24 protein-coding genes are annotated in these 25,555 nt (G+C 69.9%); 10 read left to right on the top strand and 14 right to left on the bottom strand.

Going from position 1 to position 25,555, the window contains the following annotated elements; genetic code table 11:
• A complete protein-coding gene (locus G401_RS0111665) occupies nt 1-201 on the bottom strand; it encodes an exodeoxyribonuclease VII small subunit (protein WP_027342663.1) in 201 nt (66 codons plus the stop codon).
• Entirely contained in the window at nt 198-1,421 is a 1,224-nt protein-coding gene (gene xseA, locus G401_RS0111670; RefSeq protein ID WP_051366499.1) for an exodeoxyribonuclease VII large subunit, read from the bottom strand. The genes G401_RS0111665 and xseA overlap by 4 nt, the downstream gene beginning before the upstream one ends.
• On the opposite strand from xseA, the gene G401_RS0111675 reads away from it, so the two are divergent.
• Nucleotides 1,415-2,380, top strand: a complete 966-nt coding sequence (locus G401_RS0111675; RefSeq protein WP_027342665.1) for a 4-hydroxy-3-methylbut-2-enyl diphosphate reductase — start codon at nt 1,415-1,417, stop codon at nt 2,378-2,380. The two genes, xseA and G401_RS0111675, sit on opposite strands and share 7 nt — an antisense overlap.
• On the opposite strand, the gene G401_RS0111680 is transcribed toward G401_RS0111675, so the two are convergent.
• The 5 genes from G401_RS0111680 to G401_RS44995 all read right to left on the bottom strand — a co-directional run bounded on the left by G401_RS0111680 (nt 2,373) and on the right by G401_RS44995 (nt 6,953).
• Entirely contained in the window at nt 2,373-3,527 is a 1,155-nt protein-coding gene (locus G401_RS0111680) for a DNA recombination protein RmuC (protein WP_407636852.1), read from the bottom strand. The two genes, G401_RS0111675 and G401_RS0111680, sit on opposite strands and share 8 nt — an antisense overlap.
• 88 nt (nt 3,528-3,615) lie before the next feature.
• Nucleotides 3,616-3,954 (bottom strand): winged helix-turn-helix domain-containing protein, encoded by a 339-nt coding sequence (locus tag G401_RS58280; protein WP_051366500.1) that lies wholly within the window; start codon nt 3,952-3,954, stop codon nt 3,616-3,618.
• Between the two features lie 95 nt (nt 3,955-4,049).
• Nucleotides 4,050-5,402, bottom strand: coding sequence for a DNA-3-methyladenine glycosylase 2 (locus tag G401_RS0111690; RefSeq protein WP_027342667.1), 1,353 nt, complete (start codon nt 5,400-5,402; stop codon nt 4,050-4,052).
• Nucleotides 5,403-5,604: 202 nt separating this feature from the next.
• Nucleotides 5,605-6,387 carry a hypothetical protein gene (locus G401_RS52595; RefSeq protein ID WP_157545600.1) on the bottom strand — a complete coding sequence of 261 codons (783 nt, stop codon included), beginning with the start codon at nt 6,385-6,387 and terminating at the stop codon, nt 5,605-5,607.
• Nucleotides 6,384-6,953: an RNA polymerase sigma factor gene (locus tag G401_RS44995; RefSeq protein WP_034591275.1), complete on the bottom strand. Its 570-nt coding sequence runs from the start codon at nt 6,951-6,953 to the stop codon at nt 6,384-6,386. The genes G401_RS52595 and G401_RS44995 overlap by 4 nt, the downstream gene beginning before the upstream one ends.
• Nucleotides 6,954-7,042: 89 nt before the next feature.
• Between G401_RS44995 and ychF the strand changes: the two genes are divergently transcribed.
• Together ychF and G401_RS0111710 are read left to right on the top strand one after the other, a co-directional pair.
• Nucleotides 7,043-8,128, top strand: coding sequence for a redox-regulated ATPase YchF (gene ychF, locus G401_RS0111705; protein ID WP_027342669.1), 1,086 nt, complete (start codon nt 7,043-7,045; stop codon nt 8,126-8,128).
• A 17-nt stretch (nt 8,129-8,145) separates the two neighbouring features.
• Nucleotides 8,146-8,610 carry a hypothetical protein gene (locus G401_RS0111710; RefSeq protein ID WP_027342670.1) on the top strand — a complete coding sequence of 155 codons (465 nt, stop codon included), beginning with the start codon at nt 8,146-8,148 and terminating at the stop codon, nt 8,608-8,610.
• Here G401_RS0111710 and G401_RS0111715 read toward each other — a convergent pair.
• Nucleotides 8,607-8,915 (bottom strand): 4a-hydroxytetrahydrobiopterin dehydratase, encoded by a 309-nt coding sequence (locus G401_RS0111715; RefSeq protein WP_027342671.1) that lies wholly within the window; start codon nt 8,913-8,915, stop codon nt 8,607-8,609. The two genes, G401_RS0111710 and G401_RS0111715, sit on opposite strands and share 4 nt — an antisense overlap.
• A gap of 180 nt (nt 8,916-9,095) precedes the next feature.
• Between G401_RS0111715 and G401_RS0111720 the strand changes: the two genes are divergently transcribed.
• A complete protein-coding gene (locus G401_RS0111720; RefSeq protein ID WP_027342672.1) occupies nt 9,096-9,500 on the top strand; it encodes a (deoxy)nucleoside triphosphate pyrophosphohydrolase in 405 nt (134 codons plus the stop codon).
• 60 nt (nt 9,501-9,560) lie between these two features.
• Here the strand turns inward: G401_RS0111720 and G401_RS0111725 are convergent, their stop codons facing one another.
• The 5 genes from G401_RS0111725 to G401_RS0111745 all read right to left on the bottom strand — a co-directional run bounded on the left by G401_RS0111725 (nt 9,561) and on the right by G401_RS0111745 (nt 16,232).
• Nucleotides 9,561-10,559 carry a succinate dehydrogenase/fumarate reductase iron-sulfur subunit gene (locus G401_RS0111725; RefSeq protein ID WP_027342673.1) on the bottom strand — a complete coding sequence of 333 codons (999 nt, stop codon included), beginning with the start codon at nt 10,557-10,559 and terminating at the stop codon, nt 9,561-9,563.
• Nucleotides 10,556-12,454 (bottom strand): fumarate reductase/succinate dehydrogenase flavoprotein subunit, encoded by a 1,899-nt coding sequence (locus G401_RS0111730; protein ID WP_407636853.1) that lies wholly within the window; start codon nt 12,452-12,454, stop codon nt 10,556-10,558. The genes G401_RS0111725 and G401_RS0111730 overlap by 4 nt, the downstream gene beginning before the upstream one ends.
• A complete protein-coding gene (locus tag G401_RS0111735; RefSeq protein ID WP_027342675.1) occupies nt 12,447-13,253 on the bottom strand; it encodes a hypothetical protein in 807 nt (268 codons plus the stop codon). The genes G401_RS0111730 and G401_RS0111735 overlap by 8 nt, the downstream gene beginning before the upstream one ends.
• Before the next feature lie 220 nt (nt 13,254-13,473).
• Nucleotides 13,474-14,799 carry a TldD/PmbA family protein gene (locus G401_RS0111740; protein WP_027342676.1) on the bottom strand — a complete coding sequence of 442 codons (1,326 nt, stop codon included), beginning with the start codon at nt 14,797-14,799 and terminating at the stop codon, nt 13,474-13,476.
• Nucleotides 14,796-16,232, bottom strand: a complete 1,437-nt coding sequence (locus G401_RS0111745) for a TldD/PmbA family protein (RefSeq protein ID WP_027342677.1) — start codon at nt 16,230-16,232, stop codon at nt 14,796-14,798. Before G401_RS0111745 ends, G401_RS0111740 begins: the two co-directional genes overlap by 4 nt.
• A 297-nt stretch (nt 16,233-16,529) precedes the next feature.
• On the opposite strand from G401_RS0111745, the gene G401_RS0111750 reads away from it, so the two are divergent.
• The 5 genes from G401_RS0111750 to G401_RS0111770 all read left to right on the top strand — a co-directional run bounded on the left by G401_RS0111750 (nt 16,530) and on the right by G401_RS0111770 (nt 22,760).
• Nucleotides 16,530-17,651, top strand: coding sequence for an ABC transporter permease (locus G401_RS0111750; RefSeq protein ID WP_169734172.1), 1,122 nt, complete (start codon nt 16,530-16,532; stop codon nt 17,649-17,651).
• Nucleotides 17,652-17,782: 131 nt separating this feature from the next.
• Nucleotides 17,783-19,531: an ABC transporter substrate-binding protein gene (locus tag G401_RS0111755; protein ID WP_027342679.1), complete on the top strand. Its 1,749-nt coding sequence runs from the start codon at nt 17,783-17,785 to the stop codon at nt 19,529-19,531.
• A gap of 123 nt (nt 19,532-19,654) precedes the next feature.
• On the top strand, nt 19,655-20,662 hold the full coding sequence (locus tag G401_RS0111760; RefSeq protein WP_027342680.1) for an ABC transporter permease: 1,008 nt from the start codon (nt 19,655-19,657) through the stop codon (nt 20,660-20,662).
• 14 nt (nt 20,663-20,676) lie between these two features.
• Complete coding sequence (locus tag G401_RS0111765) at nt 20,677-21,735, top strand: ABC transporter ATP-binding protein (protein ID WP_027342681.1); 1,059 nt, start codon at nt 20,677-20,679, stop codon at nt 21,733-21,735.
• The gene (locus tag G401_RS0111770) at nt 21,732-22,760 is read left to right on the top strand and encodes an ABC transporter ATP-binding protein (protein WP_051366503.1); all 1,029 of its coding nucleotides are present in this window, start codon (nt 21,732-21,734) and stop codon (nt 22,758-22,760) included. Before G401_RS0111765 ends, G401_RS0111770 begins: the two co-directional genes overlap by 4 nt.
• Nucleotides 22,761-22,792: 32 nt before the next feature.
• Here G401_RS0111770 and G401_RS45000 read toward each other — a convergent pair whose 3' ends face one another.
• On the bottom strand, nt 22,793-24,583 hold the full coding sequence (locus G401_RS45000; RefSeq protein WP_051366504.1) for an alpha/beta hydrolase family protein: 1,791 nt from the start codon (nt 24,581-24,583) through the stop codon (nt 22,793-22,795).
• A 116-nt stretch (nt 24,584-24,699) separates the two neighbouring features.
• Between G401_RS45000 and mshB the strand changes: the two genes are divergently transcribed.
• Nucleotides 24,700-25,554 (top strand): N-acetyl-1-D-myo-inositol-2-amino-2-deoxy-alpha-D-glucopyranoside deacetylase, encoded by an 855-nt coding sequence (mshB, locus tag G401_RS0111780; RefSeq protein ID WP_027342683.1) that lies wholly within the window; start codon nt 24,700-24,702, stop codon nt 25,552-25,554.
• Nucleotide 25,555: the final 1 nt, after the last annotated feature.

The raw sequence follows: 25,555 nt of genomic DNA on the forward strand, positions 1-25,555 counted from the left end.
CTATCCGGCGTCGGGGGCGGCCTTGGCGGCGTCCAGGCGGGCGCGGGCGTTGTCCAGCCAGCGCTGGCAGACGGTGGCGAGCTGCTCACCGCGCTCCCACAGGGCCAGCGACTCCTCCAGCGTGGAGCCGCCGGCCTCCAGCTTCTCGACCACTCCGGCCAGTTCGGCGCGGGCCTGCTCGTAGCTCAGCGACTCGGTCATCCCGCCACCGTAACGTCCACGGTCCCGTCGCCGAGCCGCACCCGCAGCGCGTCGCCGGCCCCGGCCTCCTCGACCGACCGCAGTACGCGTCCGTCGGCCTGCTGGACGATCGCGTATCCCCGGGCGAGGGTGGCCGCCGGCGACAGGGCGCGCAGCCGGGCCAGGGTGTGCCCGAGATCGGCGTCGGCCCGGGTCAGCCGGTGATCCAGGGTTCGCCGGGCCCGGTCGACGGCGGCGCGTACGTCGTCGGAGTGGCGGTCGATGAGGGCGGTCGGGCGGGCCAGGCTCGGCCGCGACCGGACGGCGTCCAGCCGGTGCTGTTCCCGGTCGAGCCGGTTGCGCACCGCCCGGTCGAGGCGGCCGCGCAGGACCAGGACCAGCCGCTGCTCCTCGGTGAGGTCGGGGACCACGCGTTTGGCGGCGTCGGTGGGGGTGGAGGCGCGTACATCGGCGACGTAGTCGACTAGTGGGGTGTCCGGTTCGTGGCCGATCGCGGAGATCACCGGCGTCCGGCACGCGAACACCGCCCGGCACAGCGCCTCGTCGGAGAAGGGGAGCAGATCCTCGAAGGAGCCGCCGCCGCGGGCCAGGATGATCACGTCGACGCCCTCGTCCCGGTCGAGGACGCCGAGCGCCCCCACGATGTCCGGCACGGCGTTGACGCCCTGCACGGAGACGTTGACGACCCGGAAGTCGACGCTGGGCCACCGGCGCTGGGCGTTGGTCAGCACGTCCCGCTCGGCGGCGCTGGCCCGGCCGGTGATCAGCCCGACCCGGTGCGGCAGGAACGGCGGGCGCCGCTTGCGGCGGGGGTCGAACAAGCCCTCCGCTTCCAGGAGTTTGCGCAGCGTCTCGATGCGCGCCTTCAGCTCGCCCTCGCCGACCTGCCGGATCTCGTCCGCCCGCAGCGACAGGGTGCCGCGCGTCGCGTACCACTCGGGTTTGGCGTGGATGAGGACGCGGGCGCCGTCGGTGAGGGCCGGGTCGACGACGTCGCGGGGGGCCGTGACGGTGACGCTGACGTCGGCCGCGGGATCACGGAGAGTGAGGAAGACGGTGCTCATGCCGGGCCGGCGGCCGATCTGGGCGATCTGGCCGTCGATCCAGATCCAACCCAGGCGGTTCACCCATTGGCCTATGTTGTGGCTCACTCTACGGACTGGCCATGGTTCCTCAGGGCTGCTCGTCACAGAGCACAGCCTAAGATGAGGGGGTGACATCTCCCCGTAAGCGTGTCCTGCTCGCCAAGCCCCGCGGTTACTGCGCCGGGGTCGACCGCGCCGTCCAGACGGTCGAGAAGGCCCTGGAGACGTACGGGTCGCCGATCTACGTGCGCAAGCAGATCGTCCACAACAAGCACGTCGTGAGCGAGCTGGAGAAGCGCGGCGCGATCTTCGTGGAGGAGAACGAGGAGGTGCCCGAGGGCGCCACCGTCATCTTCTCGGCGCACGGCGTCGCCCCGGTCGTCTACGACGAGGCCAAGCAGCGCAACCTGCGGGCGATCGACGCGACCTGCCCGCTGGTCACGAAGGTCCACCACGAGGCCCGCCGGTTCGCCGCCGACGACTACGACATCCTGCTCATCGGGCACGAGGGCCACGAAGAGGTGATCGGCACCGCCGGTGAGGCGCCCGAGCACATCCAGCTCGTGGACGGCCCGGACGGCGTCGACAAGGTCACCGTACGTGATCCCGAGAAGGTCGTCTGGCTCTCCCAGACCACGTTGAGCGTGGACGAGACGCTGGAGACGGTCGCGCGGCTCAAGCAGCGCCTGCCGATGCTCCAGTCGCCGCCGAGCGACGACATCTGCTACGCGACGCAGAACCGCCAGCAGGTCGTCAAGCAGATCGCGCCGGAGTGCGACGTCATGATCGTCGTGGGCTCCCGCAACTCCTCCAATTCCGTACGCCTCGTCGAGGTCGCCGTCGACGCCGGGGCCCGCTCGGGTCACCTGGTCGACTTCGCCCACGAGATCCAGGAGGAGTGGCTGGCGGGTGCCACCACCGTCGGCCTCTCGTCCGGCGCGAGCGTGCCCGAGGACCTGGTCTCCGACGTGCTGGCGTACCTGGCCGAGCGGGGGTTCGGCGAGGTCGAGGAGATCCTGGCGGTCGAGGAGCGGCTCGTGTTCTCGCTGCCGCAGGACCTCAAGCGCGACATGAAGGCCGCCGGCGTCAGCTGATCTGGTGGTGGCCGTTGGTGTCGGTCAGTTCCGGCGCCTGCAGCTGCCGCGGGGCCAGTTCCACCACGGCGATCTCCGGCAGCGGCGCGTCGGCCACGCCCAGTTCGGCGAGCTGCCGGGCGGTCACCAGCGTCTGCCGTTCCAGCGACCCCACGGTGGAGTTGTACGCGTCGACCGACGCCTTCAGCGAGCTGCCCAGTTTCGTGAGGTGGCCGCCGAGCGTACCGATGCGGGTGTAGAGGCGCTTCGCCAGCTCCTGAACCTTGAGCGCGTCCCTCGTCAGCGCCTCGGACCGCCATGAGTACGCGATCGTGCGCAGCAGCGCCACCAGGGTCGCCGGCGTGGCGAGGACGATGTCGCGGGCGAACGCGTACTCCAGCAGGGTCGGGTCGCGTTGCAGGGCGGCGTCGAGGAACGGGTCGGCCGGCACGAAGAGGACCACGAATTCCGGCGTCTGCGTGAACGCCTGCCAGTACGCCTTCCCGCTCAGCGCGTCCACATGGGACCGGAGTGCCCGGGCGTGCGAGTCGAGGTGGGTGTCCCGCAGGCGCCCGTCGCGGGCCTCCATCGCGGTCAGGTACGCGTCGAACGGCGCCTTCGCGTCCACCACGACGGTCCGTCCGCCGTGGAGGGTGACGACGAGGTCGGGGCGTACCACGCCGTTGTCGGTCGACGCGGTGACCTGCTCGGCGAAGTCGCAGTGTTCCAGCATCCCGGCCGCCTCGACGATCCGGCGCAGCTGGTGCTCGCCCCAGCGGCCGCGTACCTGGGGGGCCCGCAGCGCCGCGACGAGTTGCGCCGTCTCGGTACGCAGTCCGGACGACACCTCCGAGACGACCTTCACCTCGGTGCGCAGGGCCGCGTACGCGTCCACGCGGTCCCGTTCCAGCTGCGCGACCTGGTCTTCGTAGCGGCGCAGCGTCTCGTGCAGCGGGGCGATGGCCCGGGAGACCGCCTCGTGGGACTGGGCCGTCGCCTCGTACGTGAGGGCCCGCATCGACTGTTCGAGCCGGGCCTCGCCGGTCTGCGCCGCCTCCAGGGTCGCCTTCAGGCGGGCGACCTCGGCGGCGCTGCGATTGCTCGCGGCGAGCCAGCCGAGGGCCGCACCGGCCGCAAGACAGAGGATCGCGATCAGAACGGTCTCCACGTTCGGCAGGATAGCCGCCGTGGTCGCGCCCGCCCCGCCGCCGCGCTCGTCCCCGCGGTCCGGCGCCGGCCCCGCCCGGCCGGAAGGTTCAGCGCACCCGGACGATGCGTACGCGGTCGGTGTCGTCGAGCCGGTAGCCGAATCCGTGCACCGTCGCGATCGTCGGACCGTAGCCGCGCAGCTTGACGCGGATCCGTCGCACGTGGACGTCCACGGTGCGCTCGCCGCTGAACTCGTGGCCCCACACCGCGCGCAGCAGTTGCAGGCGGGTGAAGCAGATGCCCGGGTGCTCGGAGAGGAACAGCAGGAGGTCGAATTCCCGGCGGGTGAACCGGATCGGCACCTCGAGGAGGCTGCTGGTGCGGGCGTCGACGTTGAGTTCCAGCTGGGCGGTGGCCCGCGACAGGGGTTCGGCGAGTACGCTCATGCCTTCGAGCCTAAACATAGTTTTCCTATCTGTCTACTAGGAGATCTCTGTGATCTCCGTTAAACAGCGGGACATCTTCGATGTTCAGGCCGCGTTCAGGCCGCCGCGGCGGCCCGCCACAGGTGCATCTGGGCGTACGAGCGCCAGGGCCGCCAGCGTTCGGCGTACGCGAGCAGCTCCTCGGGGTCCGTCGGCAGGCCGAGTGCCTGGGCGCCGTGCCGCGTACCGAGATCGGTCGGCAGCAGGACGTCGGGGTCGCCGAGCGCGCGCATCAGCACGTAGTCGGCGGTCCACGGGCCGATGCCGGGGATCTCCAGCAACGCCGCCCGGGTGGTCGCCCGGTCGGCCCCCGGCGACAGGTCGAGGCTGGCCCCGGCCAGGTCGCGCAGGGTCTGGCGGCGCCTCGTCGGCATCGCGAACGCCTCGTCCGGCAGCGCCAGCAGCTGCTCCGGCGTCGGGAACAGGCCGTCGGCGCACAGCTTGGCGAGCACCGTCCGGGCCCCGGCCACGCTGATCTGCTGGCCGACGACCGCGCGTACGGCCGCTTCGAAGCCGTCGATGACGTGGGGCACGCGCACGCCCGCGGCGGCCGGGAAGTGCGGGCCCAGCGCGGTCGCGACGGCCTGCGGGTCGGCGTCCAGGTCGAGCAGGCGGCGCAGGCGCGCCACGGCGGGCGCGAGGTCGCGCGCGTCGGCGAGGGACAGCGTGGCCGCGACGTGCCCGTCGCCGTCGGCCACCGCGAGGCTCGCCCGCCCGTGCGGCAGCAGGAGGGTACGCCGATAGGTCGCGCCGTCGAACTCCTCCACCCCGGTGATCGCCCGGTCGGCGAGGAACCGCAGCAGATGCGGCAGGTCGATCGGCGCCCGGTACGCGAGTTTCAGCCGGATCTCCCCGGCGGCCGGCGACACGGGCCGGCGCAACTGCGACGGCGGGCACCCGTAGACCTCGAGCATGGTCTCGTTGAACTGGCGTACGCTGCCGAACCCGGCCGCGAAGGCGATCTGGGCCAGCCCGAGCGACGTGGATTCGATGAGCGTACGCGCGGTCTGCGCCCGTTGCGTGCGGGCCAGGGCCAGCGGTCCGGCCCCGAGTTCGGTGGTCAGCAGCCGGTTCAGCTGCCGCTCCGAATAGCCGACCCGGTTCGCCAGCCCCGGTACGCCCTCCCGGTCGACCACGCCGTCCGCGATCAGCCGCATCGACCGGGCGGTCACGTCGGCGCGTAGGTCCCACTGCGGGGAGCCCGGCACGGCGTTGGGCAGGCACCGGCGGCAGGCCCGGAAACCGGCCCGGGTGGCGGCCGCCGGACTCGGGAAGAACCGGACGTTCTGCGGTTTCGGCGTACGCGCGGGGCAGCTCGGGCGGCAGAAGACGCCGGTAGAGGTGACTCCGAACCAGAACGTCCCGTCGAAGCGCCGGTCGCGGCCAGAGATCGCAGGGTATAGATCCACAGCCCCAGTCTGGCCCGGCCGGAGCTCGTTCGCTAGCGGAAATCCGCCATCACGTTTCGCGCGCCGGGTGGAGGGGTGCAGCCGGGTCGCGTACGCCCGGCCCACCGGGTTGGGGGTCCCGGCAGGCGCCCGTGGGATTTCAGTCGGGGGGAATCCCACGGGATGTGCGTACGCGACCCGGCTGCGGATCGGGGTGGAAGGTCTAACGGGCCATCGGAGAACGCTGCGGCCGGTCCCCGCCGGGCCGGCCCTGACCGCCGGGCTGACCGGAGTCACCGGGCTGGTCGGAGTCGCCGGACTGGGGGACGCGCGAGCCCGACGGCCGGGGGAAGGCTCGGGAACCGCTCGGCCACGGCCAGGCCGACGGGCCGCGCCCGCCGCAGAACCGCTCGACGTGCTCGGCGTCCTTGCCGCCGGCGCCGCGGACGAGGTCGGCGAACTCCGGCCGGTCCAGGTCCGCACGCCGCTGGTCGCCGTCGTGGTCGTGCCAGCGCCGGCACAGCGCCGGGAAGTCCGGCCTGTCCCACCCGGCGCAGAGGCTCGGCTCAGCGCTCTTGGCCGCCTGCGCGTCGCCCTGCCGGCCGTCGTGGTCGCCGCCGGTGCTCTCGGGGCGGGGCGTACCGCTGACGCAGCTCCAGGGCTGCTCGCCGCTGCCAGGTTTGCCCTGGCCGGGCTGGTCGTGACGGGTCGAACCCGCGAACGGGTTGACCCGCTCCGGCAGCGCCCCGGTGCCGGCCGCGACGGCCACACCGGTCGTGCCGAGCACCGCGAGGCAGACCGCGGCCAGCTTGGCCCCCGCGTACCGGGCGAAAAGACTCTTGATCATGCTCGGTCTCCGGGTGTCGGTGGATCGACGGGCACCCCGGAACGCCGCCAGGGCTGCCTCCTCACCCGCGTACTCACCGGCGTGCGGCGCCGCGGTCGCCGCCGCCAGCAGAGCGGCCACGTGCGGGCCACTCGCGGGAAGATCGTGTCGGGTGCTCATCTCACCTCCTCCAGCGCCGAGCGCGCCGCCACCGTTACAAGCCGCTTCTCCAGGGCCTTCAGACCCCGATGCACGAGTACGCGGACGGTGCCCTCCCGCTTGGCCATGATCGACCCGGTCGTCCGCGCGTCGAAGTCGAGCACGACCCGCAGGATCACGGCTTCGGCCTGGTCCCGGGGGAGCGTGGCGATCAGTCGCAGGGCGGCGTAGGTTCCGGCCCGGTCCACCACCGCCTGGGCGGGATCGGCCGGGTCGAGCAGTCCCGCCAGCTCCTCGGGCGCCACCGCGTACGCGTTGCGCCGCCTGTGCTGGCGCAGATGGTCGAGCGCCCGGTGGCGGACGACCGTGGCGGCCCAGCGGCGGAAGTCCGTCCAGCCGCCCCGGAAGGCGCCGAGATCCCGGATGATCTGCAGCCACGCCTCGGACGCCACGTCCTCGCCGTCGGGACCGGCCAGCGTGGTCGCGTACCGCTGGAGGGAGGGGGCGAGCGCGCGGTAGACCGACCGGAACGCGCCCTCGTCGCCCGCGCGGGCCGCGCCGAGGCGCTCGTCCCACTCGTCGGCCACGGGCCGTCCTCCTCCGCTCGCAGTGCTCCTCATCGCATGAGCGTTCGCCGGGCCGGGGACGTTACACAGGCGGGCCGTAGACTGGGCGGGTGAGTCTCACCATCGGCATCGTCGGCCTGCCCAACGTCGGCAAGAGCACCCTCTTCAACGCCTTGACCAGCAATGACGTGCTCGCGGCGAACTATCCGTTCGCGACGATCGAGCCCAACGTCGGCGTCGTCGGCCTGCCCGACGTGCGGCTGGACAAGCTGGCCGAGATGTTCGATTCGCAGAAGGTCGTGCCCGCGCCGGTCTCCTTCGTCGACATCGCCGGCCTCGTCCGGGGCGCGTCGCAGGGCCAGGGCCGGGGCAACGCGTTCCTCGCGAACATCCGCGACGCGAGCGCGATCTGCCAGGTCGTGCGGGCCTTCAGCGACCCCAACGTCGTCCACGTGGACGGCAAGGTGTCGCCGCGCGACGACATCGAGACGATCAACACCGAGCTGATCCTGGCCGACCTCGGCACGGTGGACAAGGCGCTGCCGCGGCTGGAGAAGGAGGCCAAGGTCCGCAAGGAGCGCGCCGGCATCCTGGCGGCGGCGAAGGCGGCCCGCGACCTGCTCGACGGCGGCACCACGATCTTCGAGGGCGCGGCCAAGGCCGGCATCGACGTGGCCGAGCTGCACGAGCTGCACCTGCTCACGGCCAAGCCGTTCCTCTACGTCTTCAACGTCGACGAGGCCGAGCTGGGCAACGCCTCCTTCCTCGACGAACTGCGGGCGCTGGTCGCCCCGGCCGAGGCGGTCTTCATGGATGCCAAGATCGAGTCCGAGCTGATCGGCCTCGACGACGCCGAGAAGCGCGAGCTGCTCGGCTCGATCGGCCAGGAGGAGCCCGGTCTCAACCAGCTCATCCGGGTGGGCTTCCGCACGCTCGGCCTGCAGACCTATCTCACGGCCGGCCCCAAGGAGGCCCGGGCCTGGACGGTGGCGATCGGTGCCACCGCACCCGAGGCGGCGGGCGTCATCCACTCCGACTTCCAGCGTGGCTTCATCAAGGCCGAGGTCGTGTCGTACAACGACCTGATGGCGGCCGGAAGCATGTCGGCGGCCAAGGCGGCCGGCAAGGTACGCATCGAAGGCAAGGAATACATCATGTCGGACGGCGACGTGGTCGAGTTCCGGTTCAACGTCTAGGACGCCGGAGGGCGCGGATGTCGTACGTCGTGGATTTCGAGCACGTCTCCACCGTCGGTCTGGAGTCGTCGCCGGTCGCGGAGGCCTTGGCCGGCCTGCGGGCCAACGAAGCCCGCTACTTCAGGAACAAGTACGACCACGCGTTCACGGTCGAGCCGGCGTCGGCGGCCGAGGATGCGGTGACCTACGTGCACCGCATCCTGCGCGACGAGCGGGGCATCGTCATCGGCTCGCGGCCGCTGGAGGCGACGGCCTTCGAGGTCGAGGGCGTTCGCTGGACCTACGTCTTCTACGAGTCGGGCCTGTCCGTCAACGTGCTCTACACGCTCGAAGACGGCGGGAAGCGGGCGGTCGGCTTCAAGCTCTCCGACGGGATGGAGATCCCGGCGGAGCTCGCCGACCGCTTCAAGTTCGTCCGCCAGAAGTCCAAGCTCGCCGGTACCATCCGCGGCTCGTACTTCGTCGTCAAGGGCGCGTACTAGCGATTCGCGATCTCGCCGTACGCGGCTTCGATACGGGCCGCGAGTGAAACTTCACTGGCTGTGAGGGGCCCAGTGTCGTCGGCGGTGCAGAGCTGGATCTGAGTGTGCCCGTCGAGCCGACGGATCTGCGCGTGCACCTCGGCCGCGTCCGCGTACACCGTGATGTGCTCGGCCAGCTCGCGATGCTGTGAATCGTCCAACGTGAGCGTCCTGCGCAGGCCACGGGGGTCACGTGTCCACCCCTGCAGCTGCGAAAGCGCATCCGTCAGATAGTTCGTCTGGTCCCGCCGCCAGACCGCACCCATGGGCCCACCTCCAGGCGTCGTTGCCGGCTTGTGGCCTAGTCGTCGCCGTGTCGCAATAAATCTTCACCCACAGTCTTATCGCGCTCGGGTGCGTGTGTCCACGGCCACATTCCCGACTTCCGCCCCGCTAAAGGACAAGGGTGCTACCCGAACGGCTGATTTCTCTGGCAGTCTTTCGCCGTGACTTTCGATCACCCCGTACGCGTCATCGTCGGCGCGGCCATCATCGAGGGCGACCGCGTCCTGGCGTGTGAGCGTTCCGATCCACCGGAGACGGCCGGGCGCTGGGAGTTCCCCGGCGGCAAGGTCGAGCCCGGCGAGACGGAGGAGCAGGCGCTGATCCGTGAGTGCTGGGAAGAGCTGGGCGTACACGTCACCATCGGGGACCGGGTCGGCGGTGACGTGCCGATGGGGCACGGCCGCGCGGTGCTGAAGGTCTATGCGGCGACGTTAGCGGACGGCGAGCGACCGCGAAAGATCGAGCACGCCGACCTGCGCTGGCTCACGGCGGGCGAACTCGGCGACGTGCCGTGGCTGCCGGCCGACGCCCCGATCGTCGCCGTCCTGCCCGAGCTGCTCGGCTAGCCGGACAGAAAGAGAGCGGGACCGGCGACGTGGCCGGCCCCGCTCTCGGTGTCTACGGGATCAGTCCCGGTCCGGGTGGTAGTAGTTCAGGGTCGCCGGGTCGACGGGGAACTCGATCTCGTCCCCGAACGGCGAGCTCGCGCCCGTACGGTCCGACAGGACCTCGTTCAGGGGCAGCTTGTCGCCCTCCGCCACCGCGGCCTGCGGCGCCGGGATCTCCCGGTGCCAGTTGATCGGGGCCGCACCGTCCGGCTGCGGGGTCGGCTCACCCGCGTGCAAGGTCGTCACCGCTACTGCCTCCTGCTCCAGTTCGTCTCGCCGCATGATCTTACGGCCCAGCCAGACGAGGGGGTCGTAGCGCCGGTCGACCACGCGCTCCTTCATCGGGATGATCGCGTTGTCGGTGATCTTGATGTGCTCCGGGCAGACCTCGGTGCAGCACTTGGTGATGTTGCAGAAGCCGAGACCCATCGCGCTCTGGGCGTACTCCTTGCGGTCGGTCTTGGCGTCCAGCGGGTGCATGTCCAGCTCCGCGGCCCGGATGAAGAACCGGGGACCGGCGAACGCCTTCTTGTTCTCCTCGTGGTCGCGTACCACGTGGCAGGTGTTCTGGCAGAGGTAGCACTCGATGCACTTGCGGAACTCCTGCGAGCGCTCGACGTCGACCTGCTTCATCCGGTACTCGCCGGGGGCGACGCCGGCCGGCGGGGCGAAGGCGGGGGTCTCGCGGGCCTTCTCGTAGTTGAAGGACACGTCGGTGACGAGGTCCCGGATCACCGGGAAGGTACGCAGCGGCGTGACCGTGACCGTCTCGTCCTCCTCGAAGGTCGACATCCGGGTCATGCAGCTGAGCCGGGGCATGCCGTTGATCTCCATCGAGCACGAGCCGCACTTGCCGGCCTTGCAGTTCCAGCGGCAGGCGAGGTCGGGCTCCTGGGTGGCCTGCAGGCGGTGGATGATGTCGAGGACGACCTCGCCCTCGTTCACCTCCACCTGGTAGTCGTTGAGCTGGCCGCCGGAGCCGTCGCCACGCCAGACCTTGAAGTTCCTGACCGTCATGCGAGTTCGTCCTCCGTCAAGTACTTGGCCAGCTCCGAGCGCTCGAACAGGTCGAGCAGGTCCTGGCGCCAGACCGGGATCGGCTTGTGCGTGAGGTCGACCTCGCCGGTCTTGGCGACCGAGCTGACGAGGTTCACCTTGCGCCACGTCGCGTCCATCTTCGGGAAGTCCTCCCGGGTGTGCCCGCCGCGCGACTCCTCGCGCTCCAGGGCGGCCATGGCGGTGCACTCCGAGACCAGCAGCATGTTGCGCAGGTCCAGGGCGAGGTGCCAGCCCGGGTTGTAGCGGCGGCCGCCGGTCGCGCCGACCTTGGCCACCCGCTCCTTCAGCTCGCCCAGCCGGGCCAGCGACTCCTCCAGCTCGCCCTTGCGCCGGATGATGCCGACGAGGTCGCCCATCACCTGCTGCAGCTCGTGGTGCAGGGTGTACGGGTTCTCGCCGCCGGCGCGGTTCAGCGGAGCGAGCGCGGTCTCGACCGCCGCGTCGAGGTCGGCATTCGCGATGGCCGGCCGCTTCTCCAGCGAATCGGTGTACGCGGCCGCGTACTCGCCGGCGCGCTTGCCGAAGACCAGCAGGTCGGACAGGGAGTTGCCGCCCAGCCGGTTCGAGCCGTGCATGCCGCCGGAGACCTCGCCGGCCGCGAAGAGACCCTGCACCGTGCCGGTGACGGAGAGCGCCGCCGCCGTGTCCGGGTCCACCTCGACGCCGCCCATGACGTAGTGGCAGGTCGGCCCGACCTCCATCGGCTGCTTGGTGATGTCGACGTCGGCCAGCTCCTTGAACTGGTGGTACATCGACGGGAGCCGCTTGAGAATCTCGGCGGCCGGCCGGCGGGACGCGATGTCGAGGTAGACGCCGCCGGCCTTGGTGCCCCGGCCGGCCTTGACCTCGGAGTTGATCGCGCGGGCCACCTCGTCGCGGGGCAGCAGCTCCGGGGGACGCCGGTTGTTGTCCGGGTCGGTGTACCAGCGGTCGGCCTCCTCCGGCGTCTCGGCGTACTGCTTGCGGAAGACGTCCGGCACGTAGTCGAACATGAACCGCTTGCCGTCGCTGTTCTTGAGGATGCCGCCGTCGCCGCGTACGGACTCGGTGACGAGGATGCCCTTCACCGACGGCGGCCACACCATGCCGGTCGGGTGGAACTGCAGGAACTCCATGTTGATGAGCGTCGCCCCGGCGCGCAGGGCCAGCGCGTGGCCGTCGCCGGTGTACTCCCAGGAGTTGCTGGTGACCTTGTACGACTTGCCGACGCCGCCCGTCGCCAGCACCACGGCCGGCGCCTGGAACAGCACGAAGTTGCCGCTCTCGCGGTAGTAGCCGAAGGCGCCGGCGATGCGGTCGCCGTCCAGCAGCAGCTCGGTGATGGTCGTCTCGGCGAAGACCTTGATCCGCGCCTCGTAGTCCCCGTGGGCCTTCTTGTCCTCCTGCTGCAACGACACGATCTTCTGCTGCAGGGTGCGGATCAGCTCCAGGCCGGTGCGGTCGCCCACGTGGGCCAGCCGCGGGTACTCGTGGCCGCCGAAGTTGCGCTGGCTGATCTTGCCGTCCTTGGTCCGGTCGAACAGCGCGCCGTAGGTCTCCAGCTCCCAGATGCGGTCCGGAGCCTCCTTGGCGTGCAGCTCGGCCATCCGGAAGTTGTTGAGGAACTTCCCGCCGCGCATGGTGTCGCGGAAGTGGACCATCCAGTTGTCGTTGCTGTTGACGTTGCCCATCGCGGCGGCCGCGCCGCCCTCGGCCATGACCGTGTGGGCCTTGCCGAACAGCGACTTGGAGATGATCGCCGTACGCTTGCCGGCCAGCCGGGCCTCGATCGCTGCCCGCAGGCCCGCGCCGCCGGCGCCGATCACGACGACGTCGTACTCGTGCTTCTCAATGTTTTCCACTGTGTCACCCAACGAATCGCAGATCGGTGATCCAGCCGGCGGAGACGGCCATCACGTAGAAGTCGGTGATCGCCAGCGTGGCCAGCGTCGTCCAGGCCAGTCCCATGTGGCGGGTGTTCAGCTTGGACACGAAGGTCCAGAACCGGTACCGCACCGGGTGCTGGGAGAAGTGCTTGAGCCGGCCGCCGACGATGTGCCGGCAGGAGTGGCAGGACAGCGTGTACGCCCACAACGCGATCACGTTCACCCACAGCACCACGTTGCCGAGGCCGAATCCGAAGCCGCCCGGCGAGTGCATCGCCTTGACCGCGTCCCACGTGTTGATGAGGGAGATGAGGCCCGCGGCGTAGAAGGCGTACCGGTGGGCGTTCTGGAACAGCAGCGGGAACCGCGTCTCGCCCGAGTAGGTCTTGTGCCCGTCCGGTACGGCGCAGGCCGGCGGCGACATCCAGAAGCTGCGGTAGTACGCCTTGCGGTAGTAGTAGCAGGTGAGCCGGAAGAGCAGCAGGAACGGCAGGCTCAGCGCGGCCTCGGGGATGAACCATTTCGCCGGCAGGAAGGTGCCGAACTCGGCGGCCCCCGGCGGGCAGCGGTCGGTGATGCAAGGCGAGTAGAACGGGGTCAGGTAGTGGTATTCCTCGACCCAGAACCACTTGTGCATGAAGACGCGCACGGTCGCGTACGCGACCCATGCCGTCAGGCCGATCACGGTCAGCAGCGGTGCGATCCACCACTTGTCCGTCCGCAACGTCTTGGCGTCGATCGCGGCGCGCGGGCGCGCTCCGATCGGCCTCGTTGCCGTCGATGTCATCTGTACTCCCGGGCTGGCAGCTCGTCTCGCGGGGCGAGTGAACGTGGCTTAGGTTACGCCCGAGGAAGTGGATATTGGTGGACAGGCACGCCTCACCTGGTAGCCGCAGGTATGAGGAGATCGCGATGCGGCATGTGAGAGGCTCGCGGCCCGGCCGGCCGCGAGCCTCCGCGGGACCCGGCATACGTCACAGGCGTGCCCGTCCAGAGCGGAGAGTGGCTCAGCCGGACGCGGTTCCCGTGAAATTCCACGAGGCCAGATGCAGCGCGGGGCCGGTCCACGAACCGAATCCCCAGCGCGAAGGTTGTGGCACGGCGGTGTCGCCGACGCCGAGCACCCGCCCCGGCCCGAGCGCGCCCGCGTACGCCTGGGTGAACCGGAAGTTCTTGACCGGCGTACCGATCTCGCCGTTCTCGATGAGCCAGACGCCGTTGCGGGTCAGGCCGGTCAGGGTCAGCTTGCGGGGATCGAGGACCCGGGTGTACCAGAAGTCCTTGATCAGCAGGCCCCGGCCGACCGTCTTCACCAGGTCGTTGATGCTCGCGGTGCCGGCGGCGAGGACGAGGTTCTCCGTCATCGGCCCCCAGTCGCCGCCCGAGTAGTGGCCCGTGCTGGTGGTGCCGGCGACGGCCGCGCTGCGCCGGTCGTGGCCGAGCGCCGCCGTGACGCCCCGGTCGACCAGGGTCAACGCGTGCCGGGGAGTGCCCTCGCCGTCGAACGGTACGCCGATGCGGCCCGGGCTCACCGGATCGTCCATGAGGGTCACGGCCTCGTCGAACTGCTGCTCGCCCAGGCGGGCGAACGACCGGCCCTCGTTGTGGTGCTTGCCGTTGAAGCCGTAGAAGGCGAAGTTGTTGAGGATGTCGCCGACCGCCTCGGGCAGCAGCACCACCTCGTACTCGCCGGCCGGCAGCTCGACCGCCGCGGCCAGGCCGGGCGCCTGCCGGGCGACCCGGGCGCCCATCGCGGCGGCGTCGATGTCGCCCAGCGCCGTCGAGGCCATCCGCGTGGCGGCGTCGTTGCCCTCGAACCGCGCGATGCCGTCGAAGTCGGCCACCGTGGACTCACCGTCGATCAGCTGCCCGCCGGTCGTCCCGAAGGCGCCGGTCCAGTGGATCGTGCGGCAGTAGCCCGCCGTCTCCAGGCCGCCGGCCGCGTCCACGAAGGCGCGTACCAGGGCCGCGCGGTCCGCGGGGGTTGCCCCGGCGGTGGCGGCGTCGACGGTCCCGCGCCCGGCCAGGTCCGCGGGAGTGGCGACCCCGGGCCAGGCCGGGTCCGCCGGCGCCTGCCGGGCCGCGGACACGGTGCGCTCCACGAGGTCCCGCACACCGTCCGCGCCGGTCAAGGTCGTGGTCGCGACGGAGGTACGCCCGTCCAGGTGCACGGTCAACTTCACCGTGGTCGTCTCGTCGGCCACGTTCTGGTGGATGAACGAGGTGGCGAACCGGGTCAGCCACTGCGACCGGTGGTCGGCGGCGACCGCGGCCTCGGCGTTCGGCGCCGCGGCGCGTACCAGGTCGAGGGTCTGCTGAACGAGGTCCCTCATGCCGTCACCCCCACGCGGACGTTCTGGAAACGGGCCGGGGCGGCCGGGTGTCCCGTGTGCCCGATCTGGCCGGGCTGGCCCTTGCCGCAGTTGGGCGTGCCCCAGGCGACGGTCTCGCTGGAGAGCATGTCCATGGACTGCCAGAAGCGCGGCCCGATGCCGGTGTAGGTGGGGTTGCGCAGCATCCGGCCCAGCCTCCCGTTCTTGATCTCGTAGCCGACCTCGCAGCCGAATTGGAAGTTCAGCCGCTTGTCGTCGATCGACCAGGACCGGTTGTAGTCCATGAAGACGCCGTCGCGGGTCTCGGCGATGATCTCGTCGAGGGTGTGCGGGCCCGGTTCGAGGCCGACGTTGGTCATCCGGACCATCGGCAGCCGCGCCCAGCCGTCCGCGCGTACGCTGCCCGCGTAGTCCAGGCCCGCCCGGCTCGCCGAGTCGCGGCCGGCCAGGACGCCGACCCAGATCCCGTCGCGGACCGCCGGCCGGGCCACGGCGGCGGTGCCCTCGTCGTCGAAGCCGAACGAACCCAGCGCGCCGGGGATCGTCGGGTCGATCGTGATGTTCATCAGCTCGGAGCCGTACCGCAGCGATCCCAGCTTCGACAGGTCCAGCCAGGACGTTCCGGCGAACGCGGCCTCCCAGCCGAGGATCCGGTCGAGCTCGATGGCGTGCCCGACGGACTCGTGGATCTGCAGGCACATCTGCTCGCCGCCGAGCACCAGCGTGGTCTCGCCGGCCGGGCAGGCGGGCGCGGTCAGCAGCGCCCGGGCCTCGTCGGCGATCCGGGCCGCGTGCGCGGTCAGGTCGAGGTCGCGTACCAGCTCCCAGCCCTGGGTGCCGTACTGGCCGCGGTAGGAGGGGTAGGACCGGCGCTGGGTCTCGTCCGGCCCGATCGCGGTCGCCGAGATGCCGGCGCCGCACTCGCGTACGTGCTGGTCGATGCGGTGGCCCTCACTGGAGACGAACCATTTGCGGGTGTCCCAGATCTGGTAGAGGCCCTCGGCGAGGTCGGCGCCGTGTTCCAGCATGATCGAGGTGGCCGTGGTCAGCAGGTCGCCCTTCTCGCCCAGCGGTACGCCGAGCGGGTCGACCGCGCAGCCGGACGACCACGAGGCCGCCACCGGGGTCGAGGCGACCAGATCCAAGGGGGGCCCGGGAACGTTGCCGCTGGCGGCGGCTACCCTTGCCGCGGTCGTACCGGCTCGCCGGGCGGCCGCATCGGACAGATCGGGGACCGCGTAGAAACCCCAGCCGCTGCCGACGAGCGCGCGTACGCCGATCCCGGCGTCCTCGTTCTGGGTGAGATCCTCGATCTCCCCGTTACGCGCGTTCATCGACTCGGTACGCCGGTGCATCACGCGGGCGTCCGCGTAGCGCGCGCCGGCGTCGAGGGCCGCCTGGACGGCCGTCGAGGCGACGTCGAAATGTGACATGGGCCGACACTACAAGTCACGAAATGACAAGCCATCGACGAAGCACGGTGTGCCGCGAACCCGGTAGATTTTTCGATCATTTTCTTCACCAGCCGAAGAAACCGCTAATCAGCAGGTCATCAGCGGTGCATCTTGCATCGGCAAGGGTCGGGCAAGGGCGCGTACATCCGTGACGCTGTTGTTATCGAACTGATGTTGAGCAGCCTTCACGCCGAAGCCTCGCGGCACTAGCGTCCACACCTAACACGCGGTCGGCTCATGTTCGCGTGTGCACAGGCAACCGGACGGAGCACGTTCTTGAGTGGGGAGACACGGCCCATGGGCGAGCCGATGCAGCGCGACGGCAACCAGGCCGACGCGACCGCGGCCGCCGGCGTCGCCACCGCGGCGTCGGGACAGGCCGCTACCGCCGGGCGGACGGACGATTCGGTCACCGTCGGCAGCGTGCTGACGGAGACCAAGGCGCCGGCGAAGATCGTCGCCGGGCGGTCGCCCGGCCAGATCGCCTGGCTGCGCCTCAAGCGCGACAAAGCGGGCATGGTCAGCCTCTACGTGCTGGTGGTTCTCGTCGTACTCTCGCTGCTGGCGCCGCTGATCAGCAAGTTCTACGGCGACGGCCCGAGCGACGGCCACAGCGAACTGCTGGACCTGCAAGGCATCCCGCTCGGCTACATCGGCGGGGTCAGCGGCGACCACTGGCTCGGTGTCATGCCGCAGCGCGGCCAGGACCTCATGATGCAGCTGATCTTCGGCATGCGGACGTCGCTCGGCATCGCCCTGGTCGCCTCGATCATCTCGCTGACCATCGGCGTCGTCATCGGCATCACCGCCGGCTACGCGCGCGGCTGGCTGGACAAGTTCCTGACCTGGCTGATCGACGTCTGGCTGAGCTTCCCGTTCTTCCTGTTCGCGCTCGCGATCGTGCCGGTTCTCATCGTGAACCTGCAGGACGAGGTGGGCCGGGTCGCCCTCTGGAAGAAGCTGTTCGTGATCATGTCGGTCTTCTTCCTCTTCGGCTGGACCTATCCCGCCCGCATCGTGCGCGGCCAGGTCATCTCGATGCGTGAGCGCGAGTACGTGGAGGCGGCCAAGGCCGCCGGAGCGGGCCTCGGGCACATCCTGTTCAAGCAGCTGCTGCCGAACCTCTGGGCGCCGATCCTGGTCGCGTTCTCGCTGGCGGTGCCGACGACGATCAGCGCCGAGGCGGCCTTGGCGATCTTCGGTGTGGGCATCAAGCCCTCCGACGACGTCGCCGACCTCGGCCAGTTGGTCAACTTCGGCGTGGGCTACATGAGCAACGCCCACCTCGCGCCGCTGACGGTCTACCTGCCCGGAACCCTGGTCTTCGTTCTGGTGCTGTGCTTCAACCTCTTCGGCGACGCCCTGCGCGACGCGCTGGACCCCAGGTCCCTGCGCTGACCGGAGATCCACCCGGCGGGCGCCACGAAGCGCCCGCCGCCTACCGGCCCACCGGCCGGAACCACATTGAGACGTCGTCTGGCAACTACGGGTGGCCGACAGGCCATAGCCAGGCGGGGAGGGAGAAGAAAGTGCGACGCACTTGGAGTGTGGCCGCGATCGGCCTGCTCACTGTCGCGGTCGGCGCAGCCGGCTGCACCAAGAACACCGGCAACGACGATACGGGTAGCAAGGGTCCGCAGAACAACTCGAAGCTCGTCTACGTGGACGACGCCAAGGGTCCGGCTCCGGAGATCAAGGACGCGAAGAAGGGTGGCATCCTCACCGTTCTCAACGTTCAGGACTTCGACCACCTGGAGCCGCAGAACACGTACGTCGGTGCCGCCATCATGGTCGGCAACCAGCTCGGTCTGCGTACGCTGACCAGCTACTACGAGAAGGACGACGGCCAGATCGAGCTCATGGGCGACCTGGCGACCACGACCGGCCAGCAGACTGAGAACTGCAAGGTCTGGACGTACAAGCTGCGCGACAACATCAAGTTCGAGGACGGCACGGCTGTCACCGCGAAGGACATCGCCTACGGTGTCTCCCGCGCGTTCGACGAGAGCCAGGCGGACGGCCCGACCTACATCCAGCGCTGGCTCGCCGGCGAGGACTTCGGCAAGGCGTACACCGGCCCGTTCAAGAACCCGGGGACCATCGCGCCCGGCATCACCACGCCGGACGACAAGACGATCGTCTTCACGCTCCAGGGTTCGCACTGTGACTTCCCGCTGGCCGCGGCGCTGCCGACGACCGTTCCGGTCCTGGCTGCGAAGGACCCGGGCGGCGGCAAGATGGAATCCCCGATGTCGACCGGTCCCTACAAGATCAAGTCGTACACCCGGGGCCAGCGCCTGGAGTGGGTGCGCAACGACAACTGGGACCCGACCAGCGACCCGCTGCGGCACAACTACGCCGACGGCTTCGTCTTCGACTTCTCGCAGTCGGACCCGGACATCATCACCAAGCGCCTCGTCGCCGACCAGGGTGCCGACCAGCTCGCGATCGGGTTCCCGAACCCGACCTCGGCCAGCCTCCCCGACATCCAGAGCAACGAGTCGGCCAAGAAGCGGGTCATCGAGGGTGACACGATCTTCTCGCAGATCGTCAGCATCAACACCCAGCGTGTGACCGATGTGGACATCCGTCGCGCGATGATCTACGCGTACAACAAGCAGGCGGTGCTGCAGATCATCGGTGGCGCCACGGCCGGTACGCCGTCGACGACGCTGACCCCGCCGGTGACCCCGGGCTACAAGAAGTTCGACGCCTACAACGTCCCGCTGACCGGTGACCCGGACAAGGCGAAGACGCTGCTGCAGGGCAAGACGCTGCGTCCGTTCAAGTACTGCTACCGGGCCGGCGGCGTTCGCCCGCAGGTCGCCGCGGCGGTCAAGGAGGCGTTCGCGAAGGCCGGCATCGAGATCGTGCCGACCGAGCTCGACCGGACCACCTTCTACAGCCTGATCGGCAAGAAGGGCAACGACTGCGACCTCGCGCCGACCGGCTGGGGCCAGGACTACCCGTCCCCGACCACGGTGCTCGGCGTTCTCGCCAGCGGCCACGAGGCCTCCCACGACGGCAGCAACAACAACTCGTGGCTGGACGTGCCCGAGGTGACCAGCAAGCTCGACGAGCTCGCCTCGAACCCGGACCCGGCCTCGGCGCTGCCGCAGTACGGCGACCTCGAAGAGAAGATCATGAAGGACTACGCGCCGTGGATCCCGATCTACTACGTGCACTCCTACACGATCAACGGCTCGAAGGTCGGCGGCATCTACCTCAGCCAGCTGTGGGGTTCGCCGTCGCTGCAGAACGCGTACGTCATCCAGTAACACGTCGATCTGATCGATCGATCTGATCGGTCGATCCGAGAGATTCACCGGGGTGGCAGTCTCGAACCCGGGGCTGCCACCCCCACCCGGGCACCGGACCGGTGCAGGCTTGAAAGGCCCGAGATGCTTCGCTTCATCATCAAACGCGTCCTCGCGGCGCTTCTGACCCTCGTCGCGATCGACGTCATCACGTTTGTGATGTTCTTCGCCATCCCGTCGAGTCCGGCCGAGGCGAACTGCGGCAAGAACTGCACCCCGGAGACGATCGCCCGGGTCAACCACTACCTCGGTGTGGACCGGCCGTTCATGGTCCAGTTCGCCGAGTTCAACCGGGGCATCTTCCTTGGCCGCGACGTCGACGGTGGCCGTGTGCTCAACGGCAAGCCGGTCATCGACCACTGCCACATTCCGTGCCTCGGGTACTCGTTCAAGACGCAGGAGCAGGTCACCGACGTCATTGGCCGCGCGCTGCCGGTCACCACGAGCATCGTCATCGGTGCCGCCGTGCTGTGGCTGGTCACCGGGGTCGGGCTCGGCGTCTATTCAGCCTTGCACAGGGGCAAATTCGGCGACAAGTTCGCGATCGGCGTCTCGTTGGTGGGCACGTCGATGCCGGTGTACTTCTTCGCCCTCCTACTTTTGAGCATCTTCGTCTTCTCGACCGGCCTCTTACCGTATCCGCAGTACACGTCGATAGCGACGAATCCGGCGAAGTGGGCGCTCGCGCTGATCCTGCCCTGGATCGCGCTGACCTTCGTCCAGGCCGCCGGCTACGCGCGGTACTCGCGGTCGCAGATGCTCGAAACCCTGTCCGAGGACTACATCCGCACCGCGCGGGCGATCGGCCTACCGGCGCGTACCGTGCACCTGCGGCACGCGCTGCGGGCGGCGATCACCCCGGTGATCACGCTGTTCGGCCTCGACCTCGGCGCCTTCCTCGGCGGTGTCGCCATCACCGAGACGATCTTCGGCATGCACGGCATGGGCTGGGCCTCGGTGCAGGCGGCCAGTGACCTGAACCTGCCGGTCATCATGGCCACCGTGCTCATCGCCTCCGTCTTCGTCGTGATCATGAACGTGATCGTCGACGTGCTGTACGCGTTCATCGACCCGCGCGTCAAGCTGAGCTGAAAGGGGCCGCTGCCATGACGACACAATCGACGACGGCGCAGCCGTACCTCGTGGTGGAGGATCTGAAGGTCCGCTTCACGACCGAGGACGGCGTGGTCCGCGCCGTGGACGGCGTCTCCTTCGAACTGCCGCGCGGCCGCACGCTGGGCATCGTCGGCGAATCCGGCTCCGGTAAGAGCGTGACCAGCATGGCCGTCATGGGCCTGCACGCGCGGGGAAAGCGTACCGAGATCGCCGGCAAGATCCTCGTGAACGGCAAGAACATCGTCACGATGACCGACGAGGAAACGCGGAAGATGCGCGGGAACGACATGGCGATGGTCTTCCAGGACCCGCTGTCGGCGCTGCACCCGTTCTACACGATCGGCCGCCAGATCACGACGGCGTACAAGGTCCACCACCCGCGGGCGTCCAAGGAGGACGCCCGCAAGCGCGCGATCGAGATGCTCGACCGGGTCGGGATCCCCGAGCCGCACCGCCGGGTCGACCAGTACCCGCACGAGTTCTCCGGCGGCATGCGCCAGCGGGCGATGATCGCGATGGCGCTGGTCAACAACCCGGCCCTGCTGATCGCCGACGAGCCGACCACCGCGCTCGACGTGACGGTGCAGGCGCAGATCCTCGACCTGCTCACGGACCTGCAGAAGGAGTTCAACTCGGCGATCATCATGATCACCCACGACCTCGGTGTGATCAGCCAGATCGCCGACGAGGTCCTGGTCATGTACGCCGGCCGCGTCGCCGAGCACGGCTCGATCGAGCAGGTGATGCGCTCCGCCCAGCACCCGTACGCGTGGGGTCTGCTGGAGAGCATCCCGTCGCTGCACGGCGACCCGGAAGAGGACCTGAAGCCGATCAAGGGCAACCCGCCGAGCTTGATCAACGTCCCGTCGGGCTGCGCCTTCCACCCGCGGTGCCCCTACCGGATGATGAACCCCGGCCCGTGTGACCTCGAAGTGCCGCAGTTGCTGGCGATCAGCCAGCCCGGCCACTCGGTCGCCTGCCACCTGCCGGAGGACCGCCGGGTCGCCATCTACACCAACGAGGTCTCGGAAGTCGGAGTCGCACAATGATCATCACGCAGCCCTCCGCTTCGCCTCTGGAGCAGGCGTCGGTCGCACCCCTGCTGACGGTCAGCGGCCTGACGAAGCATTTCACCGTCCGCAGTGGACTGCTCGGCACCGCCGCCAAGGTCCGCGCCGTCGACGGCGTCTCGTTCGACGTCCGTCCCGGTGAGACGGTCGGCCTGGTCGGCGAGTCCGGCTGTGGCAAGACGACCACCGGCCGGATGCTGGTCGGCCTGCTCGACCCGACCGCCGGGAAGATCACGTACCAGGGGCAGGACGTCACGCACCGCCGGTCCAAGAAGGTCCGCCAGGACGTCCAGATCATCTTCCAGGACCCCTACTCCTCGCTGAACCCGCGGCACACGGTCGGAAAGATCATCAGCATGCCGCTGCTGGTCAACGGCGTGAACCCGCCCGGCGGCGTGAAGAAGCGCGTGCAGGAGCTGCTGGAGCTCGTGGGTCTGAACCCGGAGCACTACAACCGGTTCCCGCACGAGTTCTCCGGCGGCCAGCGCCAGCGCATCGGCATCGCCCGCGCGCTGGCCCTGCGGCCGAAGCTGATCATCGCGGACGAGCCGGTGTCGGCGCTCGACGTGTCGATCCAGGCACAGGTCATCAACCTGCTGCGGGATCTGCAGCGGGAGATGGGCCTGGCGTTCGTCTTCATCGCCCACGACCTGTCGATCGTGCGCCACTTCTGCCAGCGCATCGGCGTCATGTACCTCGGCAAGCTGGTCGAGATCGGTTCGCGCGAGCAGATCTACGGCCAGCCCGCCCACCCGTACACGAAGGCGCTGCTGTCGGCCGTGCCGGACGCGTCCCGCATCGGCCAGTCGGCCGGCCGCATCCGGCTGGAAGGCGACGTGCCCACGCCGCTCAACCCGCCGTCCGGATGCCGCTTCCGTACGCGCTGCTGGAAGGCTCAGGATGTCTGCGCCGTCCAGGAGCCGCCGCTGACGCTGAAGAACAACGGCGCCTTCGCCGCGTGCCACTTCCCCGAGGAGGGCGTGCTCATCCCGCAGGCCGCCTGATCACAGCGGTTCAGGGTCACAGCGGTTCAGGGTCACAGCAGTTCGCGCAGCAGTTCCAGTTCCGCCTGCACGGTGGCGTACGCATCGGTTTCGCGTACGCCGTCGGGCAGGCGGTTCAGTTCGTGGTGGGTCCACACCTCGGTGTTGTCCTCGGGATTGCCCAGGTAGCGCTCGCCGAGCACCGGCGGCAGTTCGGACCAGGAGCGTACGGGGGAGCGGACCACCGCGCCCCGGAAGACCTCCGGCCGATCGCCGACCGCGCGCGCCGCGAGCCAGCCGCCGAGTCCCATACCGCGCAGCAGGACCCGGCTCAGGTCGAGATCGGGGTCCTTGGCGCCGAGTTCGCCCACCGCGTCGGCCAGGTCGGCCACCATCAGGTCGACCAGCCGGCGGTGGACCACCTTCTCGAAGCTCGGTGCCACGCCGGTGCTGCCCCGCGGGTCGACGGCCACCACGGCGAAACCCGCGTCCGCCCAGAGCTGGCGGGCCTCCCACACGTCGGCCCGGGCCAGCACCGCCTGACCGCCGAGATCCGGTGGCAGGTCGAGCAGGACGGGCAGCCGCCGGCCGACGAGATGCCGGGGCGGGTAGAGCACGCCCACCGGCAGGCGCCGGTCGGTGACCCGGTCGAGAACCGGCCGGGGTTGCGGCTCCGGCGGCAGGACCAGTGTCGCCGGGGCGCCGTCGTCCTCGAGGCGGCCGACAGGCGTACCGCGGTGCAGGACGGTCCAGCGGGTGCCGGGGTGGTCCAGCCCCGCCGATCCGATCACCAGCGTCTCGCCGCCGCAGTGGCCGGTGTGCCAGCCGGGCTCGTGGGTCAGGCGCTGCGCGGTCAGTCCGCCGCCGCGGCCGATCGCACCCCGGATCCGGTACAGGTGCTGCTCGGCCGGGTCGGTACCGGCCTCGACGAGCAGGTCGCCGAGTTCCGGGTCGAGCGCGCCCGCCTCGGGCGTGCCCGTGCAGAACGGGCCGAGACGGCCGGCGACCCGGCGTACGTAGAGATTCGGCGGGGTCAGCAGGGTCCCGTCGGCGAACAGGCACCGGGAATCGTAGGACTCGTGCGCGATCTCGCTGCCGACCAGGACCCGGCCGTCGGCCAGGTGACACGGGGTGCCGGCGACGGGGCGTACGAAGCGGGGATCGGAGAGCTCGGCGTGCACCTGCGTCTCCCCGGTACGCGGATCGACCGCGAGGACGAGACCGTGACTCTGGCTCCGGCGCAGCACGGTGATCAACGGCGGACCGTCCTGCCAGCTCGCCGTGGCGACATAGGGGTACACCCAGCGGTCCCAGTGCACGTCGACCCAGCCGCCGTCGAGTTCGAGCAGGTGCAGCGAGGTGCTGTGCGGCCCGTCGGTACGCGCGGCCAGGATCGCCGTCCCGTCCGGCGCCCACCACCAGCCGCGCCCGCGGCCGAAGCCGGCCCCGTCGGCGTCCACGCCGCCCCAGCTGACGTCGGGGTTCTCCTCGCCGGCCAGCAGCATCGGGGCGTCGGCGCCGTCGAGCAGCACGTGCAGCCCCCGGCCGCCGCGGTACGCGAGATGCCGGCCGGTCGGGTCCGGCCGCGGCTCCCACCCGACGATGGTGAGTTCGTCGGTGGCGTCCGGCTCCGCCACGCGTACTCGATGAATGGCGGTGTGGGACGTGTACGCCGCGACCGTGGCGCGCAGATCGGTGGCGTAGGTGGCGACGCCCTCGGCGACGGTGCGGGACCGGCCCGTGGCGGTCTCGAAGACGCGGAGCCGATCGCCGAGCAGGTAGAGAACACGCTCGCCGTCGCGTCCGACCGTGATGCACCGTGGCCTTTCCGCCTTCGCCGTCACACCGTGAGCCTAAGCAGCGAGGTGGCCGATTCGTGGTGGTTTTGGTGATTCGCCGCGGGACGCGCGGCGCGCATCGCGACGCGCGGGGACGGACGCGCGAGGACTAGAGTGGCCGGGTGGACCGCAGCATCTTGTTCGTGCATGCCCATCCGGACGACGAGACCGTCGGCACGGGGGCCACCATGGCCTACTACGCGAAGGCCGGTGCCCATGTCACCCTCGTGACCTGCACGCTCGGCGAGGAGGGTGAGATCCACGTCCCGGCGCTGGCGCAGCTGGAGGCCGCACAGGCCGACCAGCTCGGCGGCTACCGGCTGGTGGAGCTGGAGCGCGCGTGCGAGTCGCTCGGCGTCGGCGACCACCGCTTCCTCGGGGGCGCCGGGCGCTACCGCGACTCCGGGATGATGGGAACGCCGGCCAACGAGAACCCGCGCTGCTTCTGGCGGGCGGACCTGGACGAGGCCTCGGCGCACCTGGTCGAGATCATGCGCGAGACCCGGCCGCAGGTCGTCGTCACCTACGACCCGAACGGGTTCTACGGCCACCCCGACCACATCCAGGCGCACCGCGTCGCGATGCGGGCGAGCGAGCTGGCCGCGGCCGAGGGTTTCGGACCCGCCAAGATCTACTGGACGGCGATGCCGCTCGGCGTGCTCAAAGCCGGGCTGGAAGCGTTCCAGGACTCCAGCGACAACCCGTTCGAGGGCGTCGAGAACGTGGAGGACTTCCCGTTCGGCACGCCCGACGAGCAGATCGCGGCCTGCATCGACGCGACCGACCTGCACGAGGCGAAGCTCGGCGCGGTCCGGGCGCACGCCTCGCAGATCCCCACCAGCTCCTGGCTCTACTCGATCGCGGGGAACTTCGGCAACGAGTTCATGGGCGTCGAGTACTACACGCTGGCGGTGGGGGAGAAGGGTCCGGGCGAGGGAAGGCACGGCTGGGAACGAGATCTCTTCGCCGGCCTGTAGC

Origin of the sequence: Hamadaea tsunoensis DSM 44101 (assembly GCF_000428945.1) — a bacterium.
In the GTDB taxonomy this organism is placed as follows: domain Bacteria; phylum Actinomycetota; class Actinomycetes; order Mycobacteriales; family Micromonosporaceae; genus Hamadaea; species Hamadaea tsunoensis.